This is a genomic window from Bacterioplanes sp. CLAM21, from assembly GCF_059641015.1.
Genome location: NZ_CM184929.1, coordinates 2,445,160 through 2,468,494, shown reverse-complemented (window position 1 = coordinate 2,468,494; position 23,335 = coordinate 2,445,160). Strand labels below are relative to the sequence as shown.

At 51.4% G+C, this 23,335-nt stretch carries 16 protein-coding genes and 4 tRNA genes; 4 read left to right on the top strand and 16 right to left on the bottom strand.

Annotated features, from left to right (window positions below):
- The first annotated feature begins 119 nt into the window (after positions 1 to 119).
- Positions 120 to 1,763: an electron transfer flavoprotein-ubiquinone oxidoreductase gene (locus AC55FS_RS11420; RefSeq protein WP_496932376.1), complete on the top strand. Its 1,644-nt coding sequence runs from the start codon at positions 120 to 122 to the stop codon at positions 1,761 to 1,763.
- A 100-nt stretch (positions 1,764 to 1,863) separates the two neighbouring features.
- Here AC55FS_RS11420 and AC55FS_RS11415 read toward each other — a convergent pair whose 3' ends face one another.
- The 4 genes from AC55FS_RS11415 to AC55FS_RS11400 all read right to left on the bottom strand — a co-directional run bounded on the left by AC55FS_RS11415 (position 1,864) and on the right by AC55FS_RS11400 (position 5,470).
- Positions 1,864 to 2,391, bottom strand: a complete 528-nt coding sequence (locus tag AC55FS_RS11415) for a DUF1285 domain-containing protein (RefSeq protein WP_496932375.1) — start codon at positions 2,389 to 2,391, stop codon at positions 1,864 to 1,866.
- A complete protein-coding gene (locus AC55FS_RS11410; protein ID WP_496932374.1) occupies positions 2,391 to 3,269 on the bottom strand; it encodes a radical SAM protein in 879 nt (292 codons plus the stop codon). Before AC55FS_RS11410 ends, AC55FS_RS11415 begins: the two co-directional genes overlap by 1 nt.
- A 68-nt stretch (positions 3,270 to 3,337) precedes the next feature.
- Entirely contained in the window at positions 3,338 to 4,264 is a 927-nt protein-coding gene (gene glsB / locus AC55FS_RS11405) for a glutaminase B (protein WP_496932373.1), read from the bottom strand.
- A 141-nt stretch (positions 4,265 to 4,405) separates the two neighbouring features.
- Positions 4,406 to 5,470, bottom strand: a complete 1,065-nt coding sequence (locus AC55FS_RS11400) for a BMP family ABC transporter substrate-binding protein (protein ID WP_496932372.1) — start codon at positions 5,468 to 5,470, stop codon at positions 4,406 to 4,408.
- A 175-nt stretch (positions 5,471 to 5,645) separates the two neighbouring features.
- On the opposite strand from AC55FS_RS11400, the gene AC55FS_RS11395 reads away from it, so the two are divergent.
- Complete coding sequence (locus AC55FS_RS11395; protein WP_496932371.1) at positions 5,646 to 5,891, top strand: hypothetical protein; 246 nt, start codon at positions 5,646 to 5,648, stop codon at positions 5,889 to 5,891.
- A gap of 22 nt (positions 5,892 to 5,913) precedes the next feature.
- Here AC55FS_RS11395 and AC55FS_RS11390 read toward each other — a convergent pair whose 3' ends face one another.
- The 11 genes from AC55FS_RS11390 to AC55FS_RS11340 all read right to left on the bottom strand — a co-directional run bounded on the left by AC55FS_RS11390 (position 5,914) and on the right by AC55FS_RS11340 (position 21,683).
- Positions 5,914 to 6,816 carry a GGDEF domain-containing response regulator gene (locus AC55FS_RS11390; RefSeq protein WP_496932370.1) on the bottom strand — a complete coding sequence of 301 codons (903 nt, stop codon included), beginning with the start codon at positions 6,814 to 6,816 and terminating at the stop codon, positions 5,914 to 5,916.
- Entirely contained in the window at positions 6,809 to 10,411 is a 3,603-nt protein-coding gene (locus AC55FS_RS11385) for an ATP-binding protein (RefSeq protein ID WP_496932369.1), read from the bottom strand. The genes AC55FS_RS11390 and AC55FS_RS11385 overlap by 8 nt, the downstream gene beginning before the upstream one ends.
- 70 nt (positions 10,412 to 10,481) lie before the next feature.
- Complete coding sequence (locus AC55FS_RS11380; protein WP_496932368.1) at positions 10,482 to 11,993, bottom strand: GGDEF domain-containing protein; 1,512 nt, start codon at positions 11,991 to 11,993, stop codon at positions 10,482 to 10,484.
- Positions 11,994 to 12,065: 72 nt separating this feature from the next.
- Positions 12,066 to 15,185, bottom strand: a complete 3,120-nt coding sequence (locus AC55FS_RS11375; protein ID WP_496932367.1) for a transporter substrate-binding domain-containing protein — start codon at positions 15,183 to 15,185, stop codon at positions 12,066 to 12,068.
- A gap of 251 nt (positions 15,186 to 15,436) precedes the next feature.
- Positions 15,437 to 15,523 (bottom strand) — tRNA-Leu (locus tag AC55FS_RS11370).
- Between the two features lie 54 nt (positions 15,524 to 15,577).
- A tRNA-Cys gene (locus AC55FS_RS11365) sits at positions 15,578 to 15,651 on the bottom strand.
- 21 nt (positions 15,652 to 15,672) lie between these two features.
- Positions 15,673 to 15,748 (bottom strand) — tRNA-Gly (locus AC55FS_RS11360).
- Positions 15,749 to 15,829: 81 nt separating this feature from the next.
- Positions 15,830 to 16,378 (bottom strand): CDP-diacylglycerol--glycerol-3-phosphate 3-phosphatidyltransferase, encoded by a 549-nt coding sequence (pgsA, locus tag AC55FS_RS11355; RefSeq protein WP_496932366.1) that lies wholly within the window; start codon positions 16,376 to 16,378, stop codon positions 15,830 to 15,832.
- Positions 16,379 to 16,386: 8 nt separating this feature from the next.
- The gene (gene uvrC, locus AC55FS_RS11350) at positions 16,387 to 18,216 is read right to left on the bottom strand and encodes an excinuclease ABC subunit UvrC (protein WP_496932365.1); all 1,830 of its coding nucleotides are present in this window, start codon (positions 18,214 to 18,216) and stop codon (positions 16,387 to 16,389) included.
- A 4-nt stretch (positions 18,217 to 18,220) separates the two neighbouring features.
- Positions 18,221 to 18,862 carry a UvrY/SirA/GacA family response regulator transcription factor gene (uvrY, locus tag AC55FS_RS11345; RefSeq protein WP_496932364.1) on the bottom strand — a complete coding sequence of 214 codons (642 nt, stop codon included), beginning with the start codon at positions 18,860 to 18,862 and terminating at the stop codon, positions 18,221 to 18,223.
- A gap of 106 nt (positions 18,863 to 18,968) precedes the next feature.
- Positions 18,969 to 21,683, bottom strand: coding sequence for a bifunctional acetate--CoA ligase family protein/GNAT family N-acetyltransferase (locus AC55FS_RS11340; RefSeq protein WP_496932363.1), 2,715 nt, complete (start codon positions 21,681 to 21,683; stop codon positions 18,969 to 18,971).
- A gap of 231 nt (positions 21,684 to 21,914) precedes the next feature.
- On the opposite strand from AC55FS_RS11340, the gene AC55FS_RS11335 reads away from it, so the two are divergent.
- Positions 21,915 to 22,850: a histone deacetylase family protein gene (locus tag AC55FS_RS11335; protein ID WP_496932362.1), complete on the top strand. Its 936-nt coding sequence runs from the start codon at positions 21,915 to 21,917 to the stop codon at positions 22,848 to 22,850.
- A 114-nt stretch (positions 22,851 to 22,964) separates the two neighbouring features.
- Positions 22,965 to 23,117, top strand: a complete 153-nt coding sequence (locus tag AC55FS_RS11330; protein WP_496932361.1) for a hypothetical protein — start codon at positions 22,965 to 22,967, stop codon at positions 23,115 to 23,117.
- A gap of 57 nt (positions 23,118 to 23,174) precedes the next feature.
- Here the strand turns inward: AC55FS_RS11330 and AC55FS_RS11325 are convergent.
- A tRNA-Ser gene (locus AC55FS_RS11325) sits at positions 23,175 to 23,265 on the bottom strand.
- Between the last annotated feature and the right edge of the window lie 70 nt (positions 23,266 to 23,335).

The window sequence follows — 23,335 nt, the reverse complement described above, 5'->3', positions numbered from 1 at the left end:
CGGTCGGAGCCGTATAATGCAGGAAATTCAAACGCTCGTTTGATATTAACAATGCACGCTGTGGGCGGGTATATAAGAGCAACATGCTCACACTCCCCGTGACGCTTGAGGAGATTGATATGCAACGTGAAGTGATGGAATACGATGTGGTCATCGTTGGCGGCGGCCCGGCCGGTCTGTCGACAGCCATTCGTATCAAGCAGCTGGCCAACGACGCCGGTGAAGAAATTTCCGTTTGCCTGGTAGAAAAAGGCTCAGAAATTGGCGCCCACATCTTATCTGGTGCAGTCATTGAAGACCGTGCCCTGGCAGAGCTGTTCCCGGATTGGAAAGAGCTAGGCGCACCACTGACCACCGCCGTCACTGAAGACGAAGTGTACTTCATGACCAGCGAAGAAAAAGCCATTCAAGCTCCGGGTTGGAGCATTCCCAAGCCAATGCACAATGACGGCAACTACATAGTGTCACTGGGCAATGTGTGCCGTTGGTTAGGCGAGCAAGCCGAAAACGTCGGTGTTGAAATCTATCCTGGTTTTCCTGCGGCGGATTACATCGTCGAAGACGGCCAGGTCAAAGGCATCGTTACGGGCGACATGGGCATTAGCGCCGACGGCGAGCAAAAAGACACCTACATGCCAGGCATGGAACTGCGTGCAAAATACACCATCTTTGCCGAAGGTTGCCGCGGCCATCTGGGCAAGCAATTGATCAGTGAATTCAAGCTGGATGAAGGCAAAGACCCGCAACACTATGGCATCGGCATCAAGGAGCTGTGGGACATCGACCCTGCCAAGCACAAAGAAGGCTTGGTATTGCACGGCACGGGATGGCCGTTAAGTGAATCGGGTTCTAGCGGCGGCTTTTTCCTCTATCACGCCGAAAACAACCAGGTCGTGGTTGGCCTGATTACCGATTTATCTTATTCCAACCCGCATCTGAGCCCGTTTGATGAATTCCAGCGTATGAAGCACCACCCGGTGATCAAGCAATACCTGGAAGGCGGCAAGCGCGTGTCATACGGCGCCCGTGCTATCACCAAAGGCGGCCTTAACTGCTTGCCGAAAATGACCTTCCCGGGCGGCTTAATTGTTGGTTGTGATGCCGGTACTTTGAACTTTGCCAAAATCAAAGGCACTCACACCGCCATGAAGAGCGGCATGGTGGCAGCAGAAGAGTTGTACAAAGCCCTTAAAGCCGATCGTGCAAACGATGAAATAACCGAATTCACCACGGCCTTTGAGCAATCTTGGGCTTATGAAGAATTGCATCGCAGTCGTAACTTTGGCCCTGCCATGCATAAATTCGGCACCTTTGCTGGTGCGGCATTTAATTTTATTGACCAAAATATCTTCCCTATTCCGGTCACACTGCACGACACCACGGCTGATCATGAAATGCTGAAGCCGGCTAGCGAATGCAAAAAGATCAACTATCCCAAGCCGGATGGCGTATTGAGCTTTACTAAGCTTGATTCCGTCTTTATTGGCAATGTGAACCACGCCGAAGATCAGCTGTGTCACTTGAAGTTAAAAGATGCCAGCATCCCATTGCAATCGAACTTGCCTAAATTTGACGAGCCAGCGCAGCGTTACTGCCCAGCGGGTGTATATGAAGTGGTTGAAGACGAAAGCGGTGAAAAACGTTTCCAAATCAATTCACAAAACTGTGTTCACTGTAAAACCTGTGACATCAAGGACCCGGCTCAGAATATTACCTGGGTAACACCGGAAGGTGGCGGCGGCCCGAACTATCCGAATATGTAATTCGGCCAATAAAAAACCGCGCTTAGGCGCGGTTTTTTATTTCATTAAATTGCGTTCAGGCACGAACAGATGTGCCGCCCTGAGCACTTTTTTTGGCTGGTTAAATATTTCCAATCACAAAAACCGCACCATCACTTTTGATGCACCACTGCTGATTTCGCTCAAACGCCTGCTCTGCCAACGCGTAATAAGCATTACGCGATAAACGCGCCCACAACTCATGGCGCACCTTCACTTCAGGCACTGGCTCAGCTGCAGCGGGGCACTGACTAAGACGCAGCGGATGATCGGCGCCAATAAGACCAACATCACCGACGTTACTGACAAATTCTATACCACTATCACCTTCGTCGATCAACGTAATCACAAAGGGTCTATCGACCACGCGGATGCGCCATTTCTCTACCGGCGTGACTAAAAAATACTCTCCTTGTTCGCATCGCAAAATAGAGGCGAATAGCCGCACCAAATCCTGGCGCTCAAAAGCGGTGCCTTCATGCCACCAGCTGCCATCCGCGCGTATTTCAATGTCGATATCACCGCTTAGTTCAGGTTGCCACTGCTCTATTGGCGGGTAAGATTGCGCCGCCGTTAAACCAAGCTGTAGTTGCAGTTTGCTCAGATCCATTACAGCCCTCGCTGCCATTCTTGGCGTAAAGCAATTCGCCCATTCATGGCGGCGTCCAGCTGCTGTAAAAACTGTGTTTTATCTGCCCCTAAGGTGCCCTTTAATGGCAAATAGTTGGAGGCGTGGTCGCTTCGAAACACAGTATTATCTAGCTCTAACGTATCGATCAACAGCCTCAGCTCTTGAAATAACGCCATTTGATCGGGCAATTCATAGTCGCCAGCAAACCCTTCGCGCACCCTTTCATCGCCGAGCGGATAGCTTACCACTAGGGTCGACAAATAATCGGGCTGAGCGTCGTTCATCAGGCGCGCTGAGTTGATGGCATGCTGCTCGCTGTAACGTACGCCGCCCATGCCATTCAAAATCATCACCGAGCTTTTGATATTGGCCTGGTGGATCTTTTGCAAAGCTTCCAAGGTAGAAGCGTAGCTTTCACCCTTATTAATACACTGCAACACCTGGTCATCGCCGCTCTCTGCGCCGACATACAAAATGCCAAGCCCTAGAGCTTGTAAATGCGTTAAATCCTCGACGCTTTTTTTCCGCACATTACGCGGCAAACAGTAAGCCCCTACGCGCTTCACCCAAGGCAGATGTTCACGAATGGCGAGCAGAATATTGGCCAAACGATGTGTGGGTATTACCATGGCATCGCCATCGGCAAGAAATACCTTTTCAAATCGCGGCCCTATGGCTTTGGCTTGCTGTATTTCTGCCAAGACTTCCGCTTCATTACGGGCGCGAAATTTCTTTTGCGGCTGGGTGTACATGTCGCAAAAGGTGCATTTATTCCAGGAGCAGCCGTTTGTCACCTGAAAAATGAGAGACCGGCCTTCACTCGGGGGACGAAAGACGGGTTCGATATAGTTCAGCATGGACAACGTCTCTTACGGCATAAAAGCACCATATTACCAGAGTCGCCATCCACCTCACACGCAATGCCCTAGCCCAGGCCACGAAATATACTGCTGTTCAGGTTTTCAGCCAGCTTTTCTAAGGCAAACAATCCCGCCACCGAGTTACCATATTCATTCAACTCAGGCGACCAAACGCAGACGGTAAACTTGCCTGGTACGGCACCGACAATGCCGCCACCGACGCCCGACTTGCCCGGCATGCCAACACGTACAGCAAAATCACCAGCAGCATCATACAAGCCACTGGTCAACAGCAAGGCGTTGATTTGCTGGGTTTGGCGCGGACTTAACACGGTCTGACCACTGTGCAAGCACACGCCCTGATTCATTAAATAACTAAAGGTATGAACCAGTTCGACACAATTCATATGCAAGGCACAGAACTGAAAGTAGGCTCTTAACGCCTGGTCGACATCGCTGTGAAAATTACCGTAAGACTTCATCAACCAGGCCATAGCAGCATTGCGCTCACGGTGCTGATATTCAGATTCACTAACCACCTCGTCCATGACAATCGATGGGTTGGCCGCCAGCCGACGCACCGTCGATAACATGGTATGCACCGGCACGGCATTACGGGTCATCAATGCATCCACCACCACCAAGGCACCGGCATTAATAAAAGGATTGCGTGGTTTGCCTTGCTCGTATTCAAGCTGCACCAGCGAGTTAAACGCCGTGCCTGAGGGCTCAATACCAACCCGCTGCCACAAAGCTTCGCCGTGGCGCTGCAGTGCTAACGTCAGCGACAGCACTTTTGAAATGGACTGAATAGAAAATCGACTGCGCGCCTGCCCTGCTTCAAATAGCTGGCCATCATGGGTGAGCAAGGCAATGCCAAACTGGCGTGGGTCTACGCACTGCAAGGCTGGAATGTAATCGGCGACCTTTCCCTGGCCAAAAAGATCCGGAGCCTGTTCACAAATGGCATCCAGCAAGGGTTGGTGCGGCATAACGATGGGCCTTCTAATGTGGGCGGGCGATTATCACAAAGCGATCACTGTGACTCTATTCGACCGAACCACTATAGCCACCTAGAAAAACTACGCATACTGCGGGCGCATATCCTGCGCCCGACGCTCTTATCTGGCCAGTTAGAAACTTCGCAGCTCGCCTCTAACGCCGTTAACAAACCAGTCCATATGGGTCAGATCCAGGTCGCTCAACACCACTTGCTCACGCACCTTGATGCGACCACGGTGGTTGCGAATTGGTCCGGCAAAAATCGGCTGCTCACCTGACAACAGGCTTTCACGCTCTTGTTGAACGCGCTCGCGAATAGCGGCTGGCACGTCAGGGTGCAAATCCGTCAGGCGAATAGCACCGGAATCCAGCCCTTGCCAGACATCGCCAGACTGCCAGGAGTGATCCAATGCCGCTTGGATGCGCTGCTCATAAACAGTTCCCCAGTTGTGCACCACCGACAACAAATGGTGCTTAGGCGCATAAGCCGACATATCGGTATGATAACCAATGCTGTAAACACCGCGGCGCTCAGCCGTTTGTGTCGGAGCCGGGCTGTCGGTGTGCTGAGCGATGACGTCGGCGCCGGCATTAATCAGCGAATTGGTGAGACGGGTTTCCATGGCAGGGTCATACCAAGAACGTGTCCACTCTACGCGCACATGTGCATCTGGGTTAACGCTGCGCACACCTAAAGTGAAGGCATTAATGCCACGAATGATCTCTACCACAGGGTGTGCAGCGACATAACCAATCTGGCCACTTTTGCTCATCGCTCCAGCGACGACACCAGCCAGATAGCGCCCTTGATACGCACGATTGGCATAGGTCGATAAATTATCGCCGCGGCGAATGCCCGTGGCATGTTCAAATAAGGTGTCAGGGTGAGCCTGGGCGGCTTTGTCTGTGGGTACCATAAACCCCCAGGACGTGGTGAAGATTAAGTCAGTGCCTTGCTGCACCAACGACTCGATGGTTTCGGTAGCTGCCCTGCCAGGCGGCACAGATTCAACTATCTGAGTTTGAATGCGCGAGCCAAACACCTGCTCAACATGCTCGCGGCCCAGGTCGTGGGATTTGCTCCAGCCAGAATCACCCACCGGCCCCACATAGACAAAGGCCACTTTTAGTGGATTTGCCTGAGCTCCGTTTACCAGTCCAAGCACGAGTGCCAGACATAAAAAAATCGATCGCATGCTGCCTCCAATCAGTAAGGCCGGGCATGGTATATCAAGCTGACTATGCGATCAGCTTTTATCCTGACATAAACCCATCGTTTGTAGGAGATATCGCACGACAAAAAGCGACAACGCTCGCTGACCGGACCAAAATCGGCACCTATCCTTAGCAGCGCTGCAAGGAGGCCAGCATATGAAACACTATTACGTTAACGATTTAGCCCAGGCGGATGGTTATCACGTCATCCACAGCGATGACTGTAAACACTTGCCATTACCCCATAATCGAACTTATTTAGGGGTATACCCTTTTGCGGTGAATGCGCTGGAGCAAGCCAGACGTTTTCGCAGCGCCGTCAACGGCTGCTTGCATTGCTCGCCAGGCTGCTATGAGGGAGTTAAAGCCGTTCAATCATCAGATAAGCGTCGCACTGCCTGAGCGACGCTAGACATTCGCCATGTTATGGGATGCGTCCGGTACGGACGCACCCCCGGCCCGATTCTTTGCCGCGATACAACTGCTCATCGGCTGCGGCCAATAAATCTTTGGCATTATTCTCTGCCACCGGATACGTCAGTGCAGCCCCCATAGTGGTACTGATGCTACCAACGCCTCTCAACATCCCCTGCGTTAACTCAACGTCAGCAATTTTTTGGCGAATATGGTCAAGAAAATCAAATAATTCATCGTATTCCATCGCCGGCAAAATCAGCGCAAATTCATCGCCACCATAACGAGTGACGGTGTCTTGGGATCGGCGCACATGGGCACACAAGGTTTTGGCAACATGGGCAATGACCTGATCGCCTACCAAATGCCCATGGGTATCGTTGATGGATTTAAAATAATCGATATCGACCACCACCAGCGTCAGCGAGGTGTTATGGTGACAACAACGGCGCCATTCATAATCTAGCGTTTGCTGAAAATGGCGGCGATTGCCAACCCCGGTAAGCGGGTCGGTCGTGATGGCTTTTTCTAGCAAAGCGGTTTTTGAGCGCAAATCCAGCAGGGTGCGAATTTTCGACAGAATAATGGTTTCGTTGGGCGGTTTAATAATGTAATCCAATGCGCCACTGCGAAAGGCTTCTTCAATATCTGTCACGTCATTGGAGGCGCTGACACAGACAATGGGAATAGTACCAAACAGCTCATGCTGCTTTACTTCACTGATAAAATCAATCGAGCGCTCATCCTCCAAATACAAATCTAATAAAATCAAATCCAGTGCAGGGTCGAGTAGCTTGCGGGCATCTTGCAGGTTTTTAGCGCACTTTATTTGGTAGTGTTGGTGCAAAATAGACACCAGAGCCTGAATGTTTACTGGATTGTCCTCCACAATCAAGATAGTGGCCTTATCCATAATTCAGCTCCTGCTTTACCTCATCCAGCACATCTTTGGCTTGCTCGTATTCAAAGCACTCAACGGCTGACTGCAATGCCTTGGCACTGTCTTGCCGGCCATGGCTTTGTAGATAGTGGCACACGCCGGCGAGCTGCTCATGATCGACGATGCCATGGGATTCAATCACATCGGCAATGGCGGCCATGGCTTGGCTAAAACCCGCCCGATCCAGCTGCTCGCCAGGCGACTCTGCTGGGCGTTGATACGCTAATAATTGCTGATAATGCAATTCAATCAGCTGAATTAAAGCGGGCACCTTGGTCTCGCTGCTCTGTTGTTTTAACTCAGTTTCAACCTCTGAGGCGAATTCAAACAGAGCCTGATCGCAGATATTACCAGCAGCCCCTTTAATGCTGTGGGCAATGCCCGCCATATGAGTAACGTCATGCTGGTCAAAAGCTTGCTTTAGCTCCTCCAAATAGCGCGGCAAACTGTGCTCAAAAATACTCAAACATTTTACGATGACATCACTATTGCCACGAAAACGCTGTTCCACCTGAGCCAAATCAATAAAGGGTGGCAGTGAATGATTGGGGTTATCTGTTACTGGCACTGCACTGCTGCTTGAGTTATTAGCATGACATTCAACTGATGACAGATGTTGCTGTAACGAATGCTCTAGCTCAGTCACCCCGAGGGGTTTGGTGAGATAGTCCGTCATGCCGGATTCCAAGCCAATGCGTTTGTCTTGCTCCATAGCTGAAGCCGATAAACCAATAACCACCGGTCGTTCATCAGGCTCAAACATGGCGAGCAGCTCACGGGTTGTGGTGATGCCGTCTTTGCCATCCATATGGACATCCATTAAAACCAGGTCAAAATTGCCCTGCCGCACTTCTTGCAAGGCTTCATTGCCAGACGTGACGTTGGTTATTCTATGTATACCCAGCTGAGCTAACAGCAGCCCGGCCACTTCTAAGTTGACCGCGACATCGTCCACCACCAGTACCTTCAGATGGGACCAATCGGCTTGATGATGGTGATCGACGTCTGACTGGCTGCTGTGGCTGGTAAGCGAGAAGGCGCGTTGTATCTTAGCGGGCGTCAGTGGCAACGAAACAATGCCAATATCCAGGGCATTCAGGGCCGCTACATCTGAGCCGGACAAATGCTGAGGGGTTAATAACACCAGCTGGCACTGTTGCGCCGTCTCGCCGACGGGCAACACCTGCAAGGAGGCACAGGCTTGCAGGGAGCGCATATCAACCCACAGCTTCTGCCCAGGTTGTTGCGCTAACTGCTGCAGCTGTGTTCCAGCCTCAAGGCCTGCGGCTGGCGGCACGAACTGAAGCGATAATTCCCAAGCAGAAGCCAGTTGCTGCAGCAATGAGTATTGCTCCGCTCGGTGGGTGACCACGGTTAACTGCCCTACACTTGGCGCCAGTGCTTTATAGGTAGTGCCGGCTGCGCATTCAGCCAATGGCAGAGTCAAGGTAAAGCAGCTACCCATGCCAGGTTTGCTCATGGCGCTGATATCACCTCCCAGCAACTGCGCCAATTGGCGTGAAATCGACAATCCCAAACCGCTGCCACCAAAGCGGCGCGTGGTACTGGCATCGGCCTGGGAGAAGGCGCCGAATAACTTATCTTTAAATTCCTTATCAAAGCCAATGCCGGTGTCGGCGACATCAAAACACAGCTGCGGCACATGCTGTTTATCCAGGCCAATATGAATCGACAAGGATACCTTGCCTTCAGCGGTGAACTTAATGGCGTTACTGAGCAAGTTGTGCAATATCTGGCTGATGCGCAGACGATCGCTGATCAAACGAGTGGGCACATTGGCATCGATTTGCAGCGCAAGCTGGAGCCCCTTGTTTTCGGCCGGCAGGGCAAACAGATCCATGGCGGTATCAATCACCTCGTCGAGTGCAAACTCGTGTTTGTCCACCTCCAGCTTGCCCGAGTCCAACTTAGAGACATCAAGAATGTCGTTTAATATTTGCAAAAGAGTCATCGCGGCACTGTGAGCCTTGTCGGCATACGCCGCGTGCACAGAATCTAGCTGGGCTTTTTTCAACACCGTTAGCATGCCAATAATGGCATTCATGGGGGTGCGAATTTCATGGCTCATATTGGCCAAAAATTCAGATTTGGTGCGTGCGGCCGCCTCGGCTTTAGCCGTTTGCTGCTCCAGCGCCTCTCGCTGCTCTATCGCCTCTGTCACGTCAGTAAATATCGTCACCCAACCCTGTTTGTCGTTTTCATACAAGCAGGCGGCATACTGCACTTGAATCTGTCTCGGCTGCTGCAGTTGGTGCAGCTGCATGGGCATAGTGAACATGGCCTGCTGACGTTGACCGCCAGGCAAATGCTGATGATCCAGAAGTTCGTTTAGCTGGATTTGTAGAAAACTGTCTGGCGACTTGCCGAACCAAGCCAAGCAGGCGTTATTAATAAACCGACAGCACAGATTTTCATCCCATAAGGCGACCACCATGGGCAAGTTATCCGTGATAGCCCGAATCAAGGCCAAGCTGTCGTTTAAATGCTGGGTACGAGCAATAACGGACGACTCGAGCTTTTCTCGCAAAACCTTGGCTTTTTCATCTTCAATGCGTTTTATCTGGCTTTGCTCCCGGTGCAGTCGCCAGCGACGTATCGCAGCAAAACACAGCGCTGCCATGGCCACGCCAAACGCCGCTAACCATAGCAATATGGCGACCCGTGGTGACTTAGGAACGTAGCTGATCAAATAACTGCCATGCTCCCCTGTCATGCTCCAATAATTACTGGCCAATGGCAGACTAAGCCAGTATCCACCTTGAGCGCCGCGCCAGGAGGCTTGCTCGGTTTCGAGCAGGCTGGTGGCCGGTGGTGCATCTGGATGGTCAAAAATGTACTGGGGGCGATCAAATACGTAGGACCAATGCTGCTGCGGATCAGGCCCTAGAGACCAAGCTCCATCATGACGAATAAGATACGTGGGCAGTTCGGCCTGCTGTATCGCCGTCACCACAGAATTAGCATTCAGATTGACGACGATCACGCCATGAATGGTTTGTCCGGCTTGAATGGTGACAGCCAAGCGCAAGGTCGGCTGCCAAGGCTGCTCAATCACGCCATGTTCAATGTTTAAGTCAAAGTCTGAGACATAAACATCGCCATCCTCTAACGCCAAACCGTATTTGAAATAGTCGCGATCGCGTTTGTTTTGCAGCTGCTCAGGTTTCGCTGCGACCACCTTATCGCCTTTGCGATCATAGCGAATCACTTCATCGCCCTGAACATTGAGATAACGCACTTGCAAATAATTCGGACTGACCGTCGCCAGAACGTTTAATGCCCAGGCCAAGGTGGCCTGATCCAGGTCCAGGTCATTATCCTGGGCGAAGTACTCAGATTTATGCTGCAGCTCCAGCAGCGCATCGCGCGCATGGCTGATTTCGGTATTGATGTTGGATGCTAAGCTGCTGAGCTGGCGCCAGTGAAGAGTCAGCTGGCGTTCGCGCTCCAAGTGCTGCTGTTGATTTATCAGCAGGTAGGCCAATAGAGCCGCCGCCAGGGCCAATGGCAAGGCGAGCCATTCGGAGCGAAAACGAACCACAGACATGTATCACATCCTTGTCGACAGACGTTAGCTCAATACTAGTCAAAGATGTTGCCAGAGGTGGTGGATCTGCTTATACCGCTGCAGCTTGACTGCCGCCTTGTCTGCGCTGGGCTCGTTTTTCTTGATACATGGCGCCATCGGCAATACGCATCAACTCAGTCAATTCATGGCCTTGCACGGCGCTGTAAGCAAAACCAATGCTGGCAGACACGGGAAAACCTTCGAGCTTTCCATCGTTGATGCTTAACACCAGAGCGCGCAGCCGCTCAAGAATGTGCAGCAGCTGCTCCATGCTGTCTATCGGGTCGATGATAATAACGAATTCATCACCGCCGACACGAGCAGCCATATCGCCGCGCCGCAGGGCTTGGGTCAGCTTTTTACCCACCTGCTCCAACACCCAGTCGCCGGTTTCATGGCCAAGATTATCATTGATGGCCTTAAAGCCATTCAGGTCCAGGTAGAGGATGGCGGCCTGAGTATTGGAACGTTCACAGGTCGCTAAAACACGTTGGGCGTATTCTTCAAACATATAGCGATTGGGCAGCCCGGTCAGCGCATCGTAGTTGGCTTGGCGATACAGCTGATGACGCTTTTCTTCTTCGCCTGCCTCAAAGCGTGAGTGAATGTTATACATCTGCCGGTATAACGTTGGCAGCACCAACATGCCGAGCAGCGTCATAATTAACCAGCCCCAGCGCAAATCACTCCATCCGACGGTGCTGGAGAAGTGAATATCCAGTGCGTAGTCGCTGAAATCCAACTGACGTGATGTTTTCAAAGTGGATAGATACGGAATGCCATCGTCATCTTCGCTATGCAAGCTGGTCAGCTTAAAGCGCTCATTCGGAGCTTCGACGTAAACGCTGACATCTAAGCCTTCGGCATTGGTCAAATTGGGCAGCAGGTCGCTCACTTTAACCACCAATAACGAAAGATATTCCGGCTGATCGTCTAGCAGCACCGTTTGCATCATCACCATCACTGGTTCTTCTTCCAGCAAGGTGAACGGTTCCGTCAGTACAATGCGCTCATTGATATGCTGCGGAATATGGTTATTAATGAAATCAATGGTGGTGAGGTCCAGGCCTAACCGCGATGCCTCGACCGCAGGTTCTATCATAATCACCGGCAAGGCCTGATCGCCGGGTGCAATCACTTCGGGTACCAGCCCTTGACCGCTGACCAACCGCAACACCGATGGATCGTGTTGTTGCTGGCGCATATAGCGGGCGTATTCGCCCCAGTTATGACTTTGCACAAACTGGGCGGCTTGAAACATGTACACATGCGGGAAGCGCTGCGCCATGATATCGGCATAATTGCGAGCGGCCTTTAACTCAACACTTTGCTTGTCTTTAAAATACGTAAACAACCCCACCAGCAAGGTTTCGTTTTGCGACATTTTTTCGCGCACATACTGGCTGATAACATAGCTTTCTGAATCCAGCTCGTGCTGCAGATTTTGCAAATTCCAAAGCCATGACATCACCAAGGCGGTACAAAGCCCAACAACGGTGGCCAAGGCCAACAGGCCATACAGCAGGGTTAAGCGTGATGTGCGAATGCGCGCTCGAATCATAATCCCTTCCCTAGGTGCAAGCTGTTAGCTTAGCTGGCTTTCGGTACAGGGTTGAAAAACGCCATCGCCGACTCAGGAGTTGGTTCGATTTTGCTGCAGCTGCAAAGGTAAGGTGAGCTCACAACAGGTGCCACCGCCGTTGTTCGCGTAATAACGGATATTGCCGTTAAGCCGGTGGGTCACCAAATTATAGACAATACTAAGCCCCAGCCCGGTTTTGCCGCGTATTCTGGCGGTGGTATAAAAGGGCTGAAAAATACTTTCAATCAGCTCGGTATCAATACCGTCACCGTTGTCGGCGACGACCAACGAAGCACCTTGCTCACAAAGGCTCACCTCAATAGTGAGTGTCGGGTTGTTATTCGATTCACTGAAGGCATGGTCGACGACGTTGCTGACCAATTGATATAGAACCGCCTCAAGGGCACTGGGGTAAGTAATGATGGAAGCACCCTCGGCAACAGAGCATTCCACCTGGATATGCTTTTCATGCAACGCCTGAGAAAACCTAGATAAGGTGTAGTTCAACAGCCCCTGCAAATTTACCTCATCCAGCTCATCGCCGTACTCCTCTGGCGACAACTGCTTAAACACCGCCACCAATTCTGCCGAACGGCGCAGGTTGCTGTCGATCAATCTAAGCGCCTCGTCCTCACTGGCAAAATAGCGCTTCAGACCGGAGCGAGTCAGTTCTCCGCTATCCGAATCGGCGACCACCTTGGCTGAATCGTCCTTCAATACGGAGCAGGCCGTCATACACACGCCAAGAGGTGTGTTTAGCTCATGGGCGACACCTTGCAGCACTTTACCTAAGGCCCCCATTTTTTCGCTTTCTATCAGCTTCTGCTGGGTCTGTCGAAGCGCGACGATGGTTTGCTCCAGCTGGCCGTTCACCTTGTGCATTTGTTTGTTGTACAGCGAAATTTGCCGATGCCGATAAGCAAACAGCAGCGCAATTGCGCCAACAACAGCGAGCATTTTCCACATCAAGTCATAATCAAATCCTTGCTCATATTTGATGGTCATCCATTTGTCCATGATGTTTCTATGCTGGCGGGCAGACACGGATTGTATTGCCTTGCTCATGACCGATCTCAGCTCAGGAGCGTCGCTTCGCACCCCCGCTCCTAACGAGATTTTTTCATCCAAGCTGCCGGAGATTTTCAGCGTACCGGCGCCAAAGTCTGAAATAGCCCGGCTGGCTGAGGGAAGAAAATCGATAAAACCAAAGACTTCGCCTTCGGCGACTTTGAGTACCCCCTCTTCGTGGTTTTTTACCTCGACAATATCCAGATCTGGGTATTTCTTAGACAGGATTTCGACAATGGCATAACCCTCTACCGCGGCGATTGTTTCACCCAATACGCCCGATGTGCCACTGATAAAAGGAGCATCGGTGCGGGTCACCACCACCTGCGGGAAAAACAAATACGGCTGAGTGAAGATAAGGTATTCAAGTCGGCTTTCGGTTTCTGCAATTTGCATGGCCATATCGCATTCGCGATTTTGTAATGCCTCGATGGTCTCCACCCAAGAGTTCGTTCTTTTTAGTGCCATCGTCACATCGGTGCGTTCGGCGATAAGATCGATATAATCCTTGGTAAGCCCCTGAATGCCCTCTTCATCAATAAACTCAAATGGATACCAGCCGGGGTCTGCACAATAAGTGATAACACCTTTGCGGTTCAGGTAATCCGCTTCTCTTTCGCTGATGGCCACCATCTGCATGCCAGCTTCTAGCCCGCCAAACCATCTTTGCCTGGCGTCTTCAAGATCACGATTGCTAAGGGACCTTAGTGCTTTATTAATCAAGTCATTTAAAATGGGTGAACTGGGTTGGGTCAAAAAATAGTATTTTTGGATACGCCCGCCATCCAGCTCGCGCGCCCAACCCGATACTTTTAAGCCGGTGTAGCCAACCCGGGTAAATAGATAAGCAATGGTCTTTTCATTGACAACGGTTGCGTAGGCTTGTTCAGAGGCAACCGCATCGAGCATGTCTTCGGTGGTGTCGACGATAAGCAGTTTTATTTCTGGATAGTGGGTGCGTATAAACTCTTCTTGAAACCAGCCTTTTCCAGCCGCAACGGTTTTGCCCTTCAGATCGTCAAACCCTTCAATATCCGGGGCGTCAGATCGGGTCGCAAAGCGCGTTCTAAAGGTGACGTAGCTATTGGAATATAAACTGAACTTCTCCCTTTCTGGAGTTTTGGCAGAGCTATGCAGTAAATCAATACGCCCCTCCTTAAACCCCTCTAGCAATTGATCGAAGGTGGACGGTGGTGTGTAGCGCAAGCGCAAGCCAATGCGATCAGCCACCAGTTTCAGTACATCGATACTGTAGCCCTGAGGTGTATCGCCAATAGAAAAGTTAAACGGTGGGTAGTTGGCTTCGTTACTGACGACGATTTCTTTATGGCTCGCTAGCCAAGCTTCTTCTTTCGGTGTTAGGGATATTCGAGTGGTTAAATCACTACCGAACCATTTCACCCGTAAGGTTTCGTACTCGGCTACGCTGATTCGATCCAGCGCTTTATTGAACAGATCTCTCAGAATTGGCCAGTCTTTTCGAATAGCGTAATAAAGGTTGCTGTCGCGAGTGTAATCCAGGTCACGAAACCAGGTGTTCACTCTTAAGTCTGCTCTGCCCTGGGTCGAAAAAGCATATCGGGCGACATCTTTGATCTCTATCGTGGCAAAGGCAACGCCGGAACTGACCGCATTCAAGGATTCTTCTAGGCTGCTGGTGTAATACAGGTCCACCTCTGGATAGCGATCTTTAAGAAAATCAACCGTGGCATAACCTTTCACAACAGCCACAGTTTTGCCTTTTAGTTGATCTGGACTACCAACATCATCTTCGCTCTTGCGGGTGATAAAGTGGTGACGCCCGGCATACAAAGTGGTGGTAAACAAACCGGCTTGTTCTCTGGCCGGCGTTTTATACAAAGGATGAATGACGTCGATTTCACGACGTTCAAACTTCTTGTACAGCTCGGCCCATTCATAGCCGTTGATGTAGTTGAACTTCACACCAAGGATTTCTTCTACGCGCCGCAATATATCAATGCTGTAGCCTTGGGGTTCTGAGTTGTCGGCAAAGTCGAATGGCGGCCAGTCCATTTCATTGGAAACGTTGATGACGGGATGAGTCGCTAAAAAGGCTTGTTCTTCGTCGGTCCAGGATGGCACGGTACTCTGCTCCTGGTTGGCAACCGCCACCGGTGAAAGCCCATACAAAACCAAAAATAATGCCAAAAGATATTGCATAGCCGAGACCGCGAGTTTAGCGGTTGCCTTGTGGCGCAACCTATCTGATCAACGATAGTGCAATATTAGGGAGGTCGTGACTTTATGCTGCAGTAAGCTTGAGCTGTGTATGCTGGATATTACGAGGACAGCCTTCAGTTAGTAAGCGCTATCACTGGAGATCTTGTCATGAATGGTGCCCGAGGCCGGACTTGAACCGGCACGACCGTTAGGTCGGGAGATTTTAAGTCTCCTGTGTCTACCAATTCCACCACTCGGGCTGAGTGTGCGCACCCTAAGGAATATCAATACTGGCTGTATTGTTACGCATAATGTGGAGGCGCGAGCCGGAATCGAACCGGCGTCAGCGGATTTGCAATCCGCGGCATAACCACTTTGCTATCGCGCCTGATTCATCACGAAGATGAATTGGAGCGGGAAACGAGATTCGAACTCGCGACCCCAACCTTGGCAAGGTTGTGCTCTACCAACTGAGCTATTCCCGCGTAAGTGCTGCGCATTGTAATCTGTTCGCTCAGCACGTCAAGCTTTTTTTCTTACTTTTTAGGCACTTAGCCATGATTTGGCTATTTGCTGGCAGAAAGATGCGGCCACGCTGCCTTGAGATAGACCATCATCGACCAGATGGTCAACACGGCGGCACCGTACAGCAAACTCAGGCCAATCCAGTTCAGCCAGGTATGCAGTTCAGCTGCCAGCAGGATGGCAATGGCGCCCATTTGCATCGCCGTTTTGACTTTGCCGATATTAGATACGGCAATATTGGCACGCTTACCCAGTTCGGCCATCCATTCACGCAAGGCGGAGATCACGATTTCACGTCCGACAATAATCGTGGCGGGAATGGTCAACCAAACCGAAGCGTGGGATTCAACCAACAAAATAAGCGCCACCGAGACAATCAGCTTGTCGGCAACAGGGTCAAGAAAAGCGCCCAACGGGGTGGTTTGATTCCAGCGCCGCGCTAGATAACCATCAAACCAATCGGTGAACGAGGCCAAACAGAACAAGCCGGCTGCCCATATCTTGCCCGCAGGACCTGCCCAATAAAAACACACCACCAACATGGGAATCATGATGATGCGACTGAGGGTCAAGAGGTTGGGCAAATTCATGTGTGCAATTACTCCAGTGGCTCACCGTGCAGATGAGCAAATATTTGTTCTGCCAGTTTATTACTGATACCTGGTACCCGAGCGATTTCTTCACGGGCGGCGCCAGTCATGTTCTTTATGCTGCCAAAATGCAGCAGTAGTGCTTTGCGTCGTTTCGGCCCTACGCCAGGCAAATCTTCTATACCCGAGCGGCCACGACTTTTGGCGCGTGCCTTACGATGACCGCTAATGGCAAAGCGATGGGATTCATCACGCACCCATTGCAACAATCGAAAACCTTCATCGTGGGCGTCGGGAATAATGGGCTGACTCTGCCCTGCTCGCCATAAAAATTCCCAGCCAGACTTTCGCGTTTCGCCTTTTGAAATACCAAAGGCTTGCACCTGGGCCAAGCCCATGTCATCCAACAAGGACTGAATGCGCGCTATTTGTCCTTTGCCACCATCAATCATCAACACATCGGGGCAATCTTGCTGCTCTTGCAGTCGGGTCATATGCCGCCGCACCGCTTGTTCCAGTGCGGCATAGTCGTCGCCAGCCGTGACGCCCTTGATGGCAAAACGGCGGTAACGCGATTTATTTAGCCCATCATGGTCGTACACTACGCAAGAGGCGTAAGTCGCCTCCCCTTGCGAATGCGAGATATCAAAGCATTCAATCCGCGTTGGCACACTGACCAACCCTAACAACTGTTGCACGCGCTCCAGTTTTTGCTTCGCCAGCTGCGCCGCTGACAATTGATTGTGCGCGCCGGTGCGGGCATTTTCCTGCGCCATATGCAGCCACTGTCTAGGCTGGCCACGAACCCCTCGCACATGCTGACAACGGTACTGCTGTTCAACCCGCACCGCCTCCAGCACCACCGCCATGGCATCAGGGTCGATATCAGCAATAATATCGCGCGGTAAACCTTCAGCCGCATGGCCGCCTAAATAAAACTGGCTCAAGTATTCTGCCAGCAGTTCTTCGTCGTCGAGTCCAGCGGGATTATCCGGGAAAAAGCTCTGACTGTTAACCAGTCGACCGCGGCGAAAGCTCAAGCGATGCAAGCAAGTGATGCCTTGCCAGTGCACTAACGCCCAGGCATCGGCATCACCTTTGTCAGAATCCACATTCTGTTTTTCCTGAATGCGGCGAATCAAATCAATCTGATCTCTTAGCTCGCCGGCTTTTTCAAACCGCAAATCTGCCGAGGCCTGTTGCATCGCTTGCTGCAGCTCGCTCAGTAGCTCGCGGCTTTTGCCTTGGATAAATAACACTGCATGATTAATGTCGCGCTCGTAGTCGGCGGCGCTGATTTTACCGACACAAGGGCCAGAGCAACGCTGAATTTCATATTGCAGACAGGGTCTGCTGCGATGATTAAAGTAGCTGTCCTCACACGAGCGCAGCAAAAATAACTTTTGCATTTGATTGACCGCTTCACGCACTGCGCCGGCATTGGGATAAGGCCCAAAAAATCGCCCACCGCCTTTGCGCTTACCTCGTCGGTAACTGAGCATGGGAAATTCATGCTCGGTTAAATGCAGGTACGGATACGAACGGTCATCTTTGAGAAGAATATTGTACGGCGGGCGATGGCGCTTGATCAGCGTCTGCTCAAGCAGCAACGCTTCTACCTCACTGCCGGTCACCGTCACTTCAATGCGTGCAATGCGCGCCACCAGAGCAACGGTTTTAGCGTTCAGGCCTCGGGCACGAAAATAACTAGCCACACGATTTTTGAGATTTTTGGCTTTGCCAACATACAACAGTTCGCCGGCCTCATCGAACATACGATAGACACCGGCACGACGAGTTAGATTGGCGACAAAGGCAGGGATATCAAATGCCGTCATAACCTCAACTGGCCGGATTAACCAAGCCGTAGCGCATGGCCAGCAGTGCTAACTCAACGTCGCTGGAAATATCCAGCTTATCAAATATGCGATAGCGATAACTATTGACGGTTTTTGGACTCAGAAACAGCTTTTCACTGATGTCGGCTACTTTTTGACAACCAACGATCATCAGAGCAATTTGCATTTCCCGCTCAGACAGTTCGTCAAACGGTGACTTTTGATCTTCCTGAAATGGCTTAAGTGCCATGCGTTGAGCAATTTCAGGGGAAATATACTTCTGCCCGGCGCGGACTTTCATAATGGCGGTAATCATTTCATCCGCATCCGCCCCTTTGGTAATGTAACCCGACGCACCGGCTTGCATAAGACGCGCAGCATAAGGGTTATCATCCAGTGCCGTGACGGCAATGACGTGCACTTCCGGGTGGGTGCGCAAAATTTTACGGGTAGCCTCTAGGCCACCAATACCAGGCATATGGATATCCATCAAAATGACGTCCGGAGTGTCATTGCGCACCCATTGAACAGCATCTTCACCGCTGGCCGCCTGGCCCACTACTTCAATTCCCTTGCTGTCGGACAATAAGCGTGAAATCCCCGAGCGCACTAGCTCGTGATCATCAACAACAAGAACCCGTATCAAATTTAACCCCTTGTATGAGAGCGGACCTGGTCATTGCAGGCCACCTTATTTTCTTGCGCCACTCAGTGACGGCGTCGTTATTATAGTTGCCAATATAACAGACACTTTATAGCGGGTACATGCGCTTGCGCTGCCAACTATATCTTAATGGATTCAATGACTTACCGACATCTACGACACCTTCATCAGGGTTATTGCGACGACTAAAACCTAGTTTTTGGGCAAGCTTTAGCATGCCTCGATTGTGTGGCAGAACCGAGCCATAAATTTGCAACACACCGCGGTTTTGCAAGTAATCGATAATGGTATCCATCAACGCTTTACCCAGCCCTTCTCCGCGACAACCGTCGTCAATAATCACGGCAAACTCAGCTGTTACATCATCCGGGTCAATCCACACTCGCACCACGCCATACAAGTTGTTATCTCGCAATGCGACAAAGGCCATTTCACGGTCGTAGTCAATCTGGGTAAAGCGTGCCAGCTCCTTATGATCAAACTGACGCCTGGCCGAAAAAAAACGTAACCGCAATGATTCTGGACTCAAACGCTGATAAAACGCTTCCAGCAAGGGTTCATCCTCGCCGCGAATGGGGCGAAAGGTATAGTGATGATCTCGCGGACTGCTATAGCTGCGCTCCAGCTCCAATGGGTATGGCTGTATGGCACTCTTACTGGTAACACCGACTTCCGCCGCGACACCAATCGCCAAATACCGTCCCACCTGCTGGCGAATGGCGTTGACTTCCATGCCAGACAGCCAGGGATGATTCAGCGCCATGTGCGACAGGGCTACCAGCCAGCGCTCCAGTGTTACCAGCTCTCGTTTGATGTCGTCAGAACGCTCACGCAACACCTGATAAAAGTGGCTGCGCTTGATCAACTGCTTAGCCAGATTGGCATTCAGTGGCGGCAGCGCCACTTGTCGATCCGATAAAATATCGGCCGTGCTACCACCGCCGCCAAAGAACAAATACGGACCCAGCTCACTATCGCGGCCAATGCCAAAGGAGAACTGTAAATTGTCCAACGCTCGGTGCATGGTTTGCAGTGTGTAGCCTAACACCGGACTGTCGGGGAAGGTTTCATGAATCTTCGCTTCCAGCCGGTCGGCTGCCAGTGGGATGTCTTCGACCGTGTGCAGCTCGCGCGCCACGCTGCGCAGGCGTTCCCGAGCATTGGCTCCGTAAGCAAATGGATACAAGTAGCGCTGATGGTGCACCCGCAACACCCAGGGCCCAGGCACCTGCTCTGCCATGGCAGCAAATTCTTTACGGCTGTTAAAAAAGCGGTTTTCAGCAAACGGAAAACCATAAGCTTCCAATAATCGCCAAGCGTCGTTCGGTGGCAGATAGTCGCCAGGGCGATGGCGCGAACGGATTTCTTCGCCCAGCTCACGCCAGGCGCCTGACATAGGGATTTCTAAGCTTTGCGGCGTTTCGCGTAATAAATCTTGGGTACGCTGGTGTTGCACCATGTACATATAGGATTTGATGGCATTGTCAGGCGTATCAAAGGTCGGGATGGCATGGCGATCGAACAGCTCGCGCGCCTGCTCAACGGAATACTCCCCCATCCAACTGGTCAAGACGGTTTTGTTACTCGCTTTGGCAATGCGCACCAGCTCATCGGCATTGTCCAAAGCGCTAGATCCCAGACTCGGAATATAAATCACCAGCAGCGCTTCAACCTGACGGTCCCGCAGCAGTGTGTTGCTCACTGCGGCCAGCTGCTTTGGATTGAGTTCCGGGTTCAGTAGCACCGGATTATCGGTGCGCACGTATTCAGGTAGAAGACTACGCAAATGCGCACGAGTGTCTTCACTCAAAGTCGCTAGCAAGCCCTTGTCATGACGCAGCCGATCCAACGCCAAAATAGCTGGGCCACGACCATTGGCAACAATGGCCAAACGTCGCCCAAAGCCTTCTCGGCGCCGGCTCAATGCATCCACGCAGTCAAACAGCTCGTCTGTCGCCGACACTCGCAGCACACCGGCACGGGCCAAGGTTTCATCGATCAATTGATCACGACTGATTAAGCCCTTTGGCGTGGGGATGCGATTGAGAGGACTGTTGGCAAAACGATTGCTTTTTACGGCCAGAACGAGCTTGTGCCTCGACGCCGCCCGCAAGGCTCGTACCAATGCCTTACCTGAGCCAATTTCATCCAGTTGAATCAGAATGGTGCGCACATGGGGCTCTTGCACTATGTAGTCAAGAATATCGGCCAGGCTCACATCTTGGCTTTTACCCAGGGTTAATACGTGAGAAAAGCCGATATTTCGGCTGTAAGCCCAGTCCATTACACCGGATGCCAGGGTGCCCGACTGACCAATATAAGCCACGCTGCCCTTACGTACCGGCACATGTAAAAACGAGGCATTCAGCTGCCTGCCAGGAACAATGACACCCAGGCAATCTGGGCCCAATATGCGCATGCGGGTCTGAGAAATGACTTGCTGCAAACGCTCAGAGCTGGGCCTGAATTGCCAAGAGCGCGCCCTGGCAATACCGCCAGTCAGCACCATGGCCGCCTGCACACCCAGTTGATGAAGTTGCTTGAGCACTCGAGGAACGGTTTCAGCAGGCGTACAGACGATGGCAAGTTCGGGCGCCTGCGGCAGCTGACTCACCCGCGACCAGCATTTCAGTCCATAAACAGAGCTGTAACCACGTGAGTTAACGGGATAAACCGTGCCGCGATAATGGTTGTCGAGCAGATTGCGGACAATCGCTCCCCCTAAGCTGCCCTCACGTTCAGATGCCCCAATCACTGCAATGCTGCCGGGGTTAAAGAAATGTTCCAGTGAACGTGTGCCCATAATGATCCTACTGCCGCTGTCGTTATTATTGGCGCTTCGCTGCCAGTGTCGCTGTTCTGGATGCAGGCATAATGACGCAAGGCAAGTCCAAGGTGAATAGGCGGTTTATGACTTCTGCCACAGGAACAACAGCAAATTCCAGACAGCGATGCGCCTATCGTCGAATAACTTGCTGCTTTTTAAACCCTGTTTGCACCAGTACACTGTCACAAAACAGGGATCCAATGTGCCATGTCGACCGCTTATTACTGCTTTCATCAACATTTCTCCCACGTGACTGGGGATGATCACCCAGAGCACGCTTTGCGCATTACTGCGATTGAAAACGCACTGCGCCAGTCTGGCAGCTGGGATAAATTAACGATTTGCGAGAGCGGCCCGGCACAGTCTAACGATATCCTCCGTGCTCATAGCCCAGGCTATGTGGATCAGCTTAACCTTATCCAGCCTCAGAATGGCCGTATTTACGTTGATGAAGATACGCCCATGTCTCCAGGCAGCTTAGAGGCCGCTTATTACTCTGCGGGGGCTGCGGTCGAAGCCGTTGATGCCGTATTGCAAGGCAAATACCGTAATGCATTTGTTGCCACCCGCCCACCTGGTCATCATGCCGAACATAAAAAAAGCATGGGGTTTTGTTTTTTTAACAATATTGCCATTGCCGCACTGCGGGCGGCAGAGTTTCACCATTTGCAACGCATTGCCATATTGGATTTTGATGCTCACCAAGGCAATGGCACCATAGATATCTTGCAAAACGATGTGCGCTTCCTACTGTGCTCTACCTTTCAGCATCCGTTTTATCCTTACAGCCATTACGAAGCGAACAAGTACAGCAACTTGATCAATGGTCATCTCAGCGCTGGCGCTGGCAGTGTTGAGTTCCGTGATGCTGTATTGCATCAGTGGGCCGAGCCATTGCGCCGCTTTGCTCCAGAGTTGATCATTGTTTCGGCTGGCTTTGACGCTCATATTGACGACCCTATGGCCGAGCTGTGTTTTGTCGATGATGATTATCGCTGGATAGCCGAATGGATCTGCAACATCACCAATACACGCAACACCCCCTGGCTAGCGTTATTAGAAGGCGGCTACGATTTAAATGCCCTTGGGCGCAGCGTAAATGCCTTTATTGATGTGATGCTAACGCAACGCTCGCCTAGCTGATTACAGTGTTGTAACAGTGGAAAACACCCTGATACAAGAAACTACTCAAAGCCGATAGGCTTTCGCACTATCACAGTCCATCTTTGTCACTGTTAACCCTTGCGGAGAAATACGGTGTCAGAGCGGGCGCTGCAAAGCATCAAAGATGCACTATCCAAACCCTGTGTGGTCGCACGAATTGTTAAAGCTGAATGGCTGGTGATTGCCTTGATGTCGCTGTGGTGCGGCAGTCTGTTGGCAATGTCGCTGGCGGGCATAACACGCTGAAGCAGAGGCGAAATTTGGGCAAAAAAAAAGCCGGCTATTAGCCGGCTTTTTAGAATATGGCGGAGGGATAGGGATTTGAACCCTAGATACGCTATTAACGTATGCCGGTTTTCAAGACCGGTGCTTTCAACCGCTCAGCCATCCCTCCAAGCGATGCCGCGCATGATACCGAACTGGCTGTTATCGTCAACACTTTTTTAATCAAATCAATATGATAG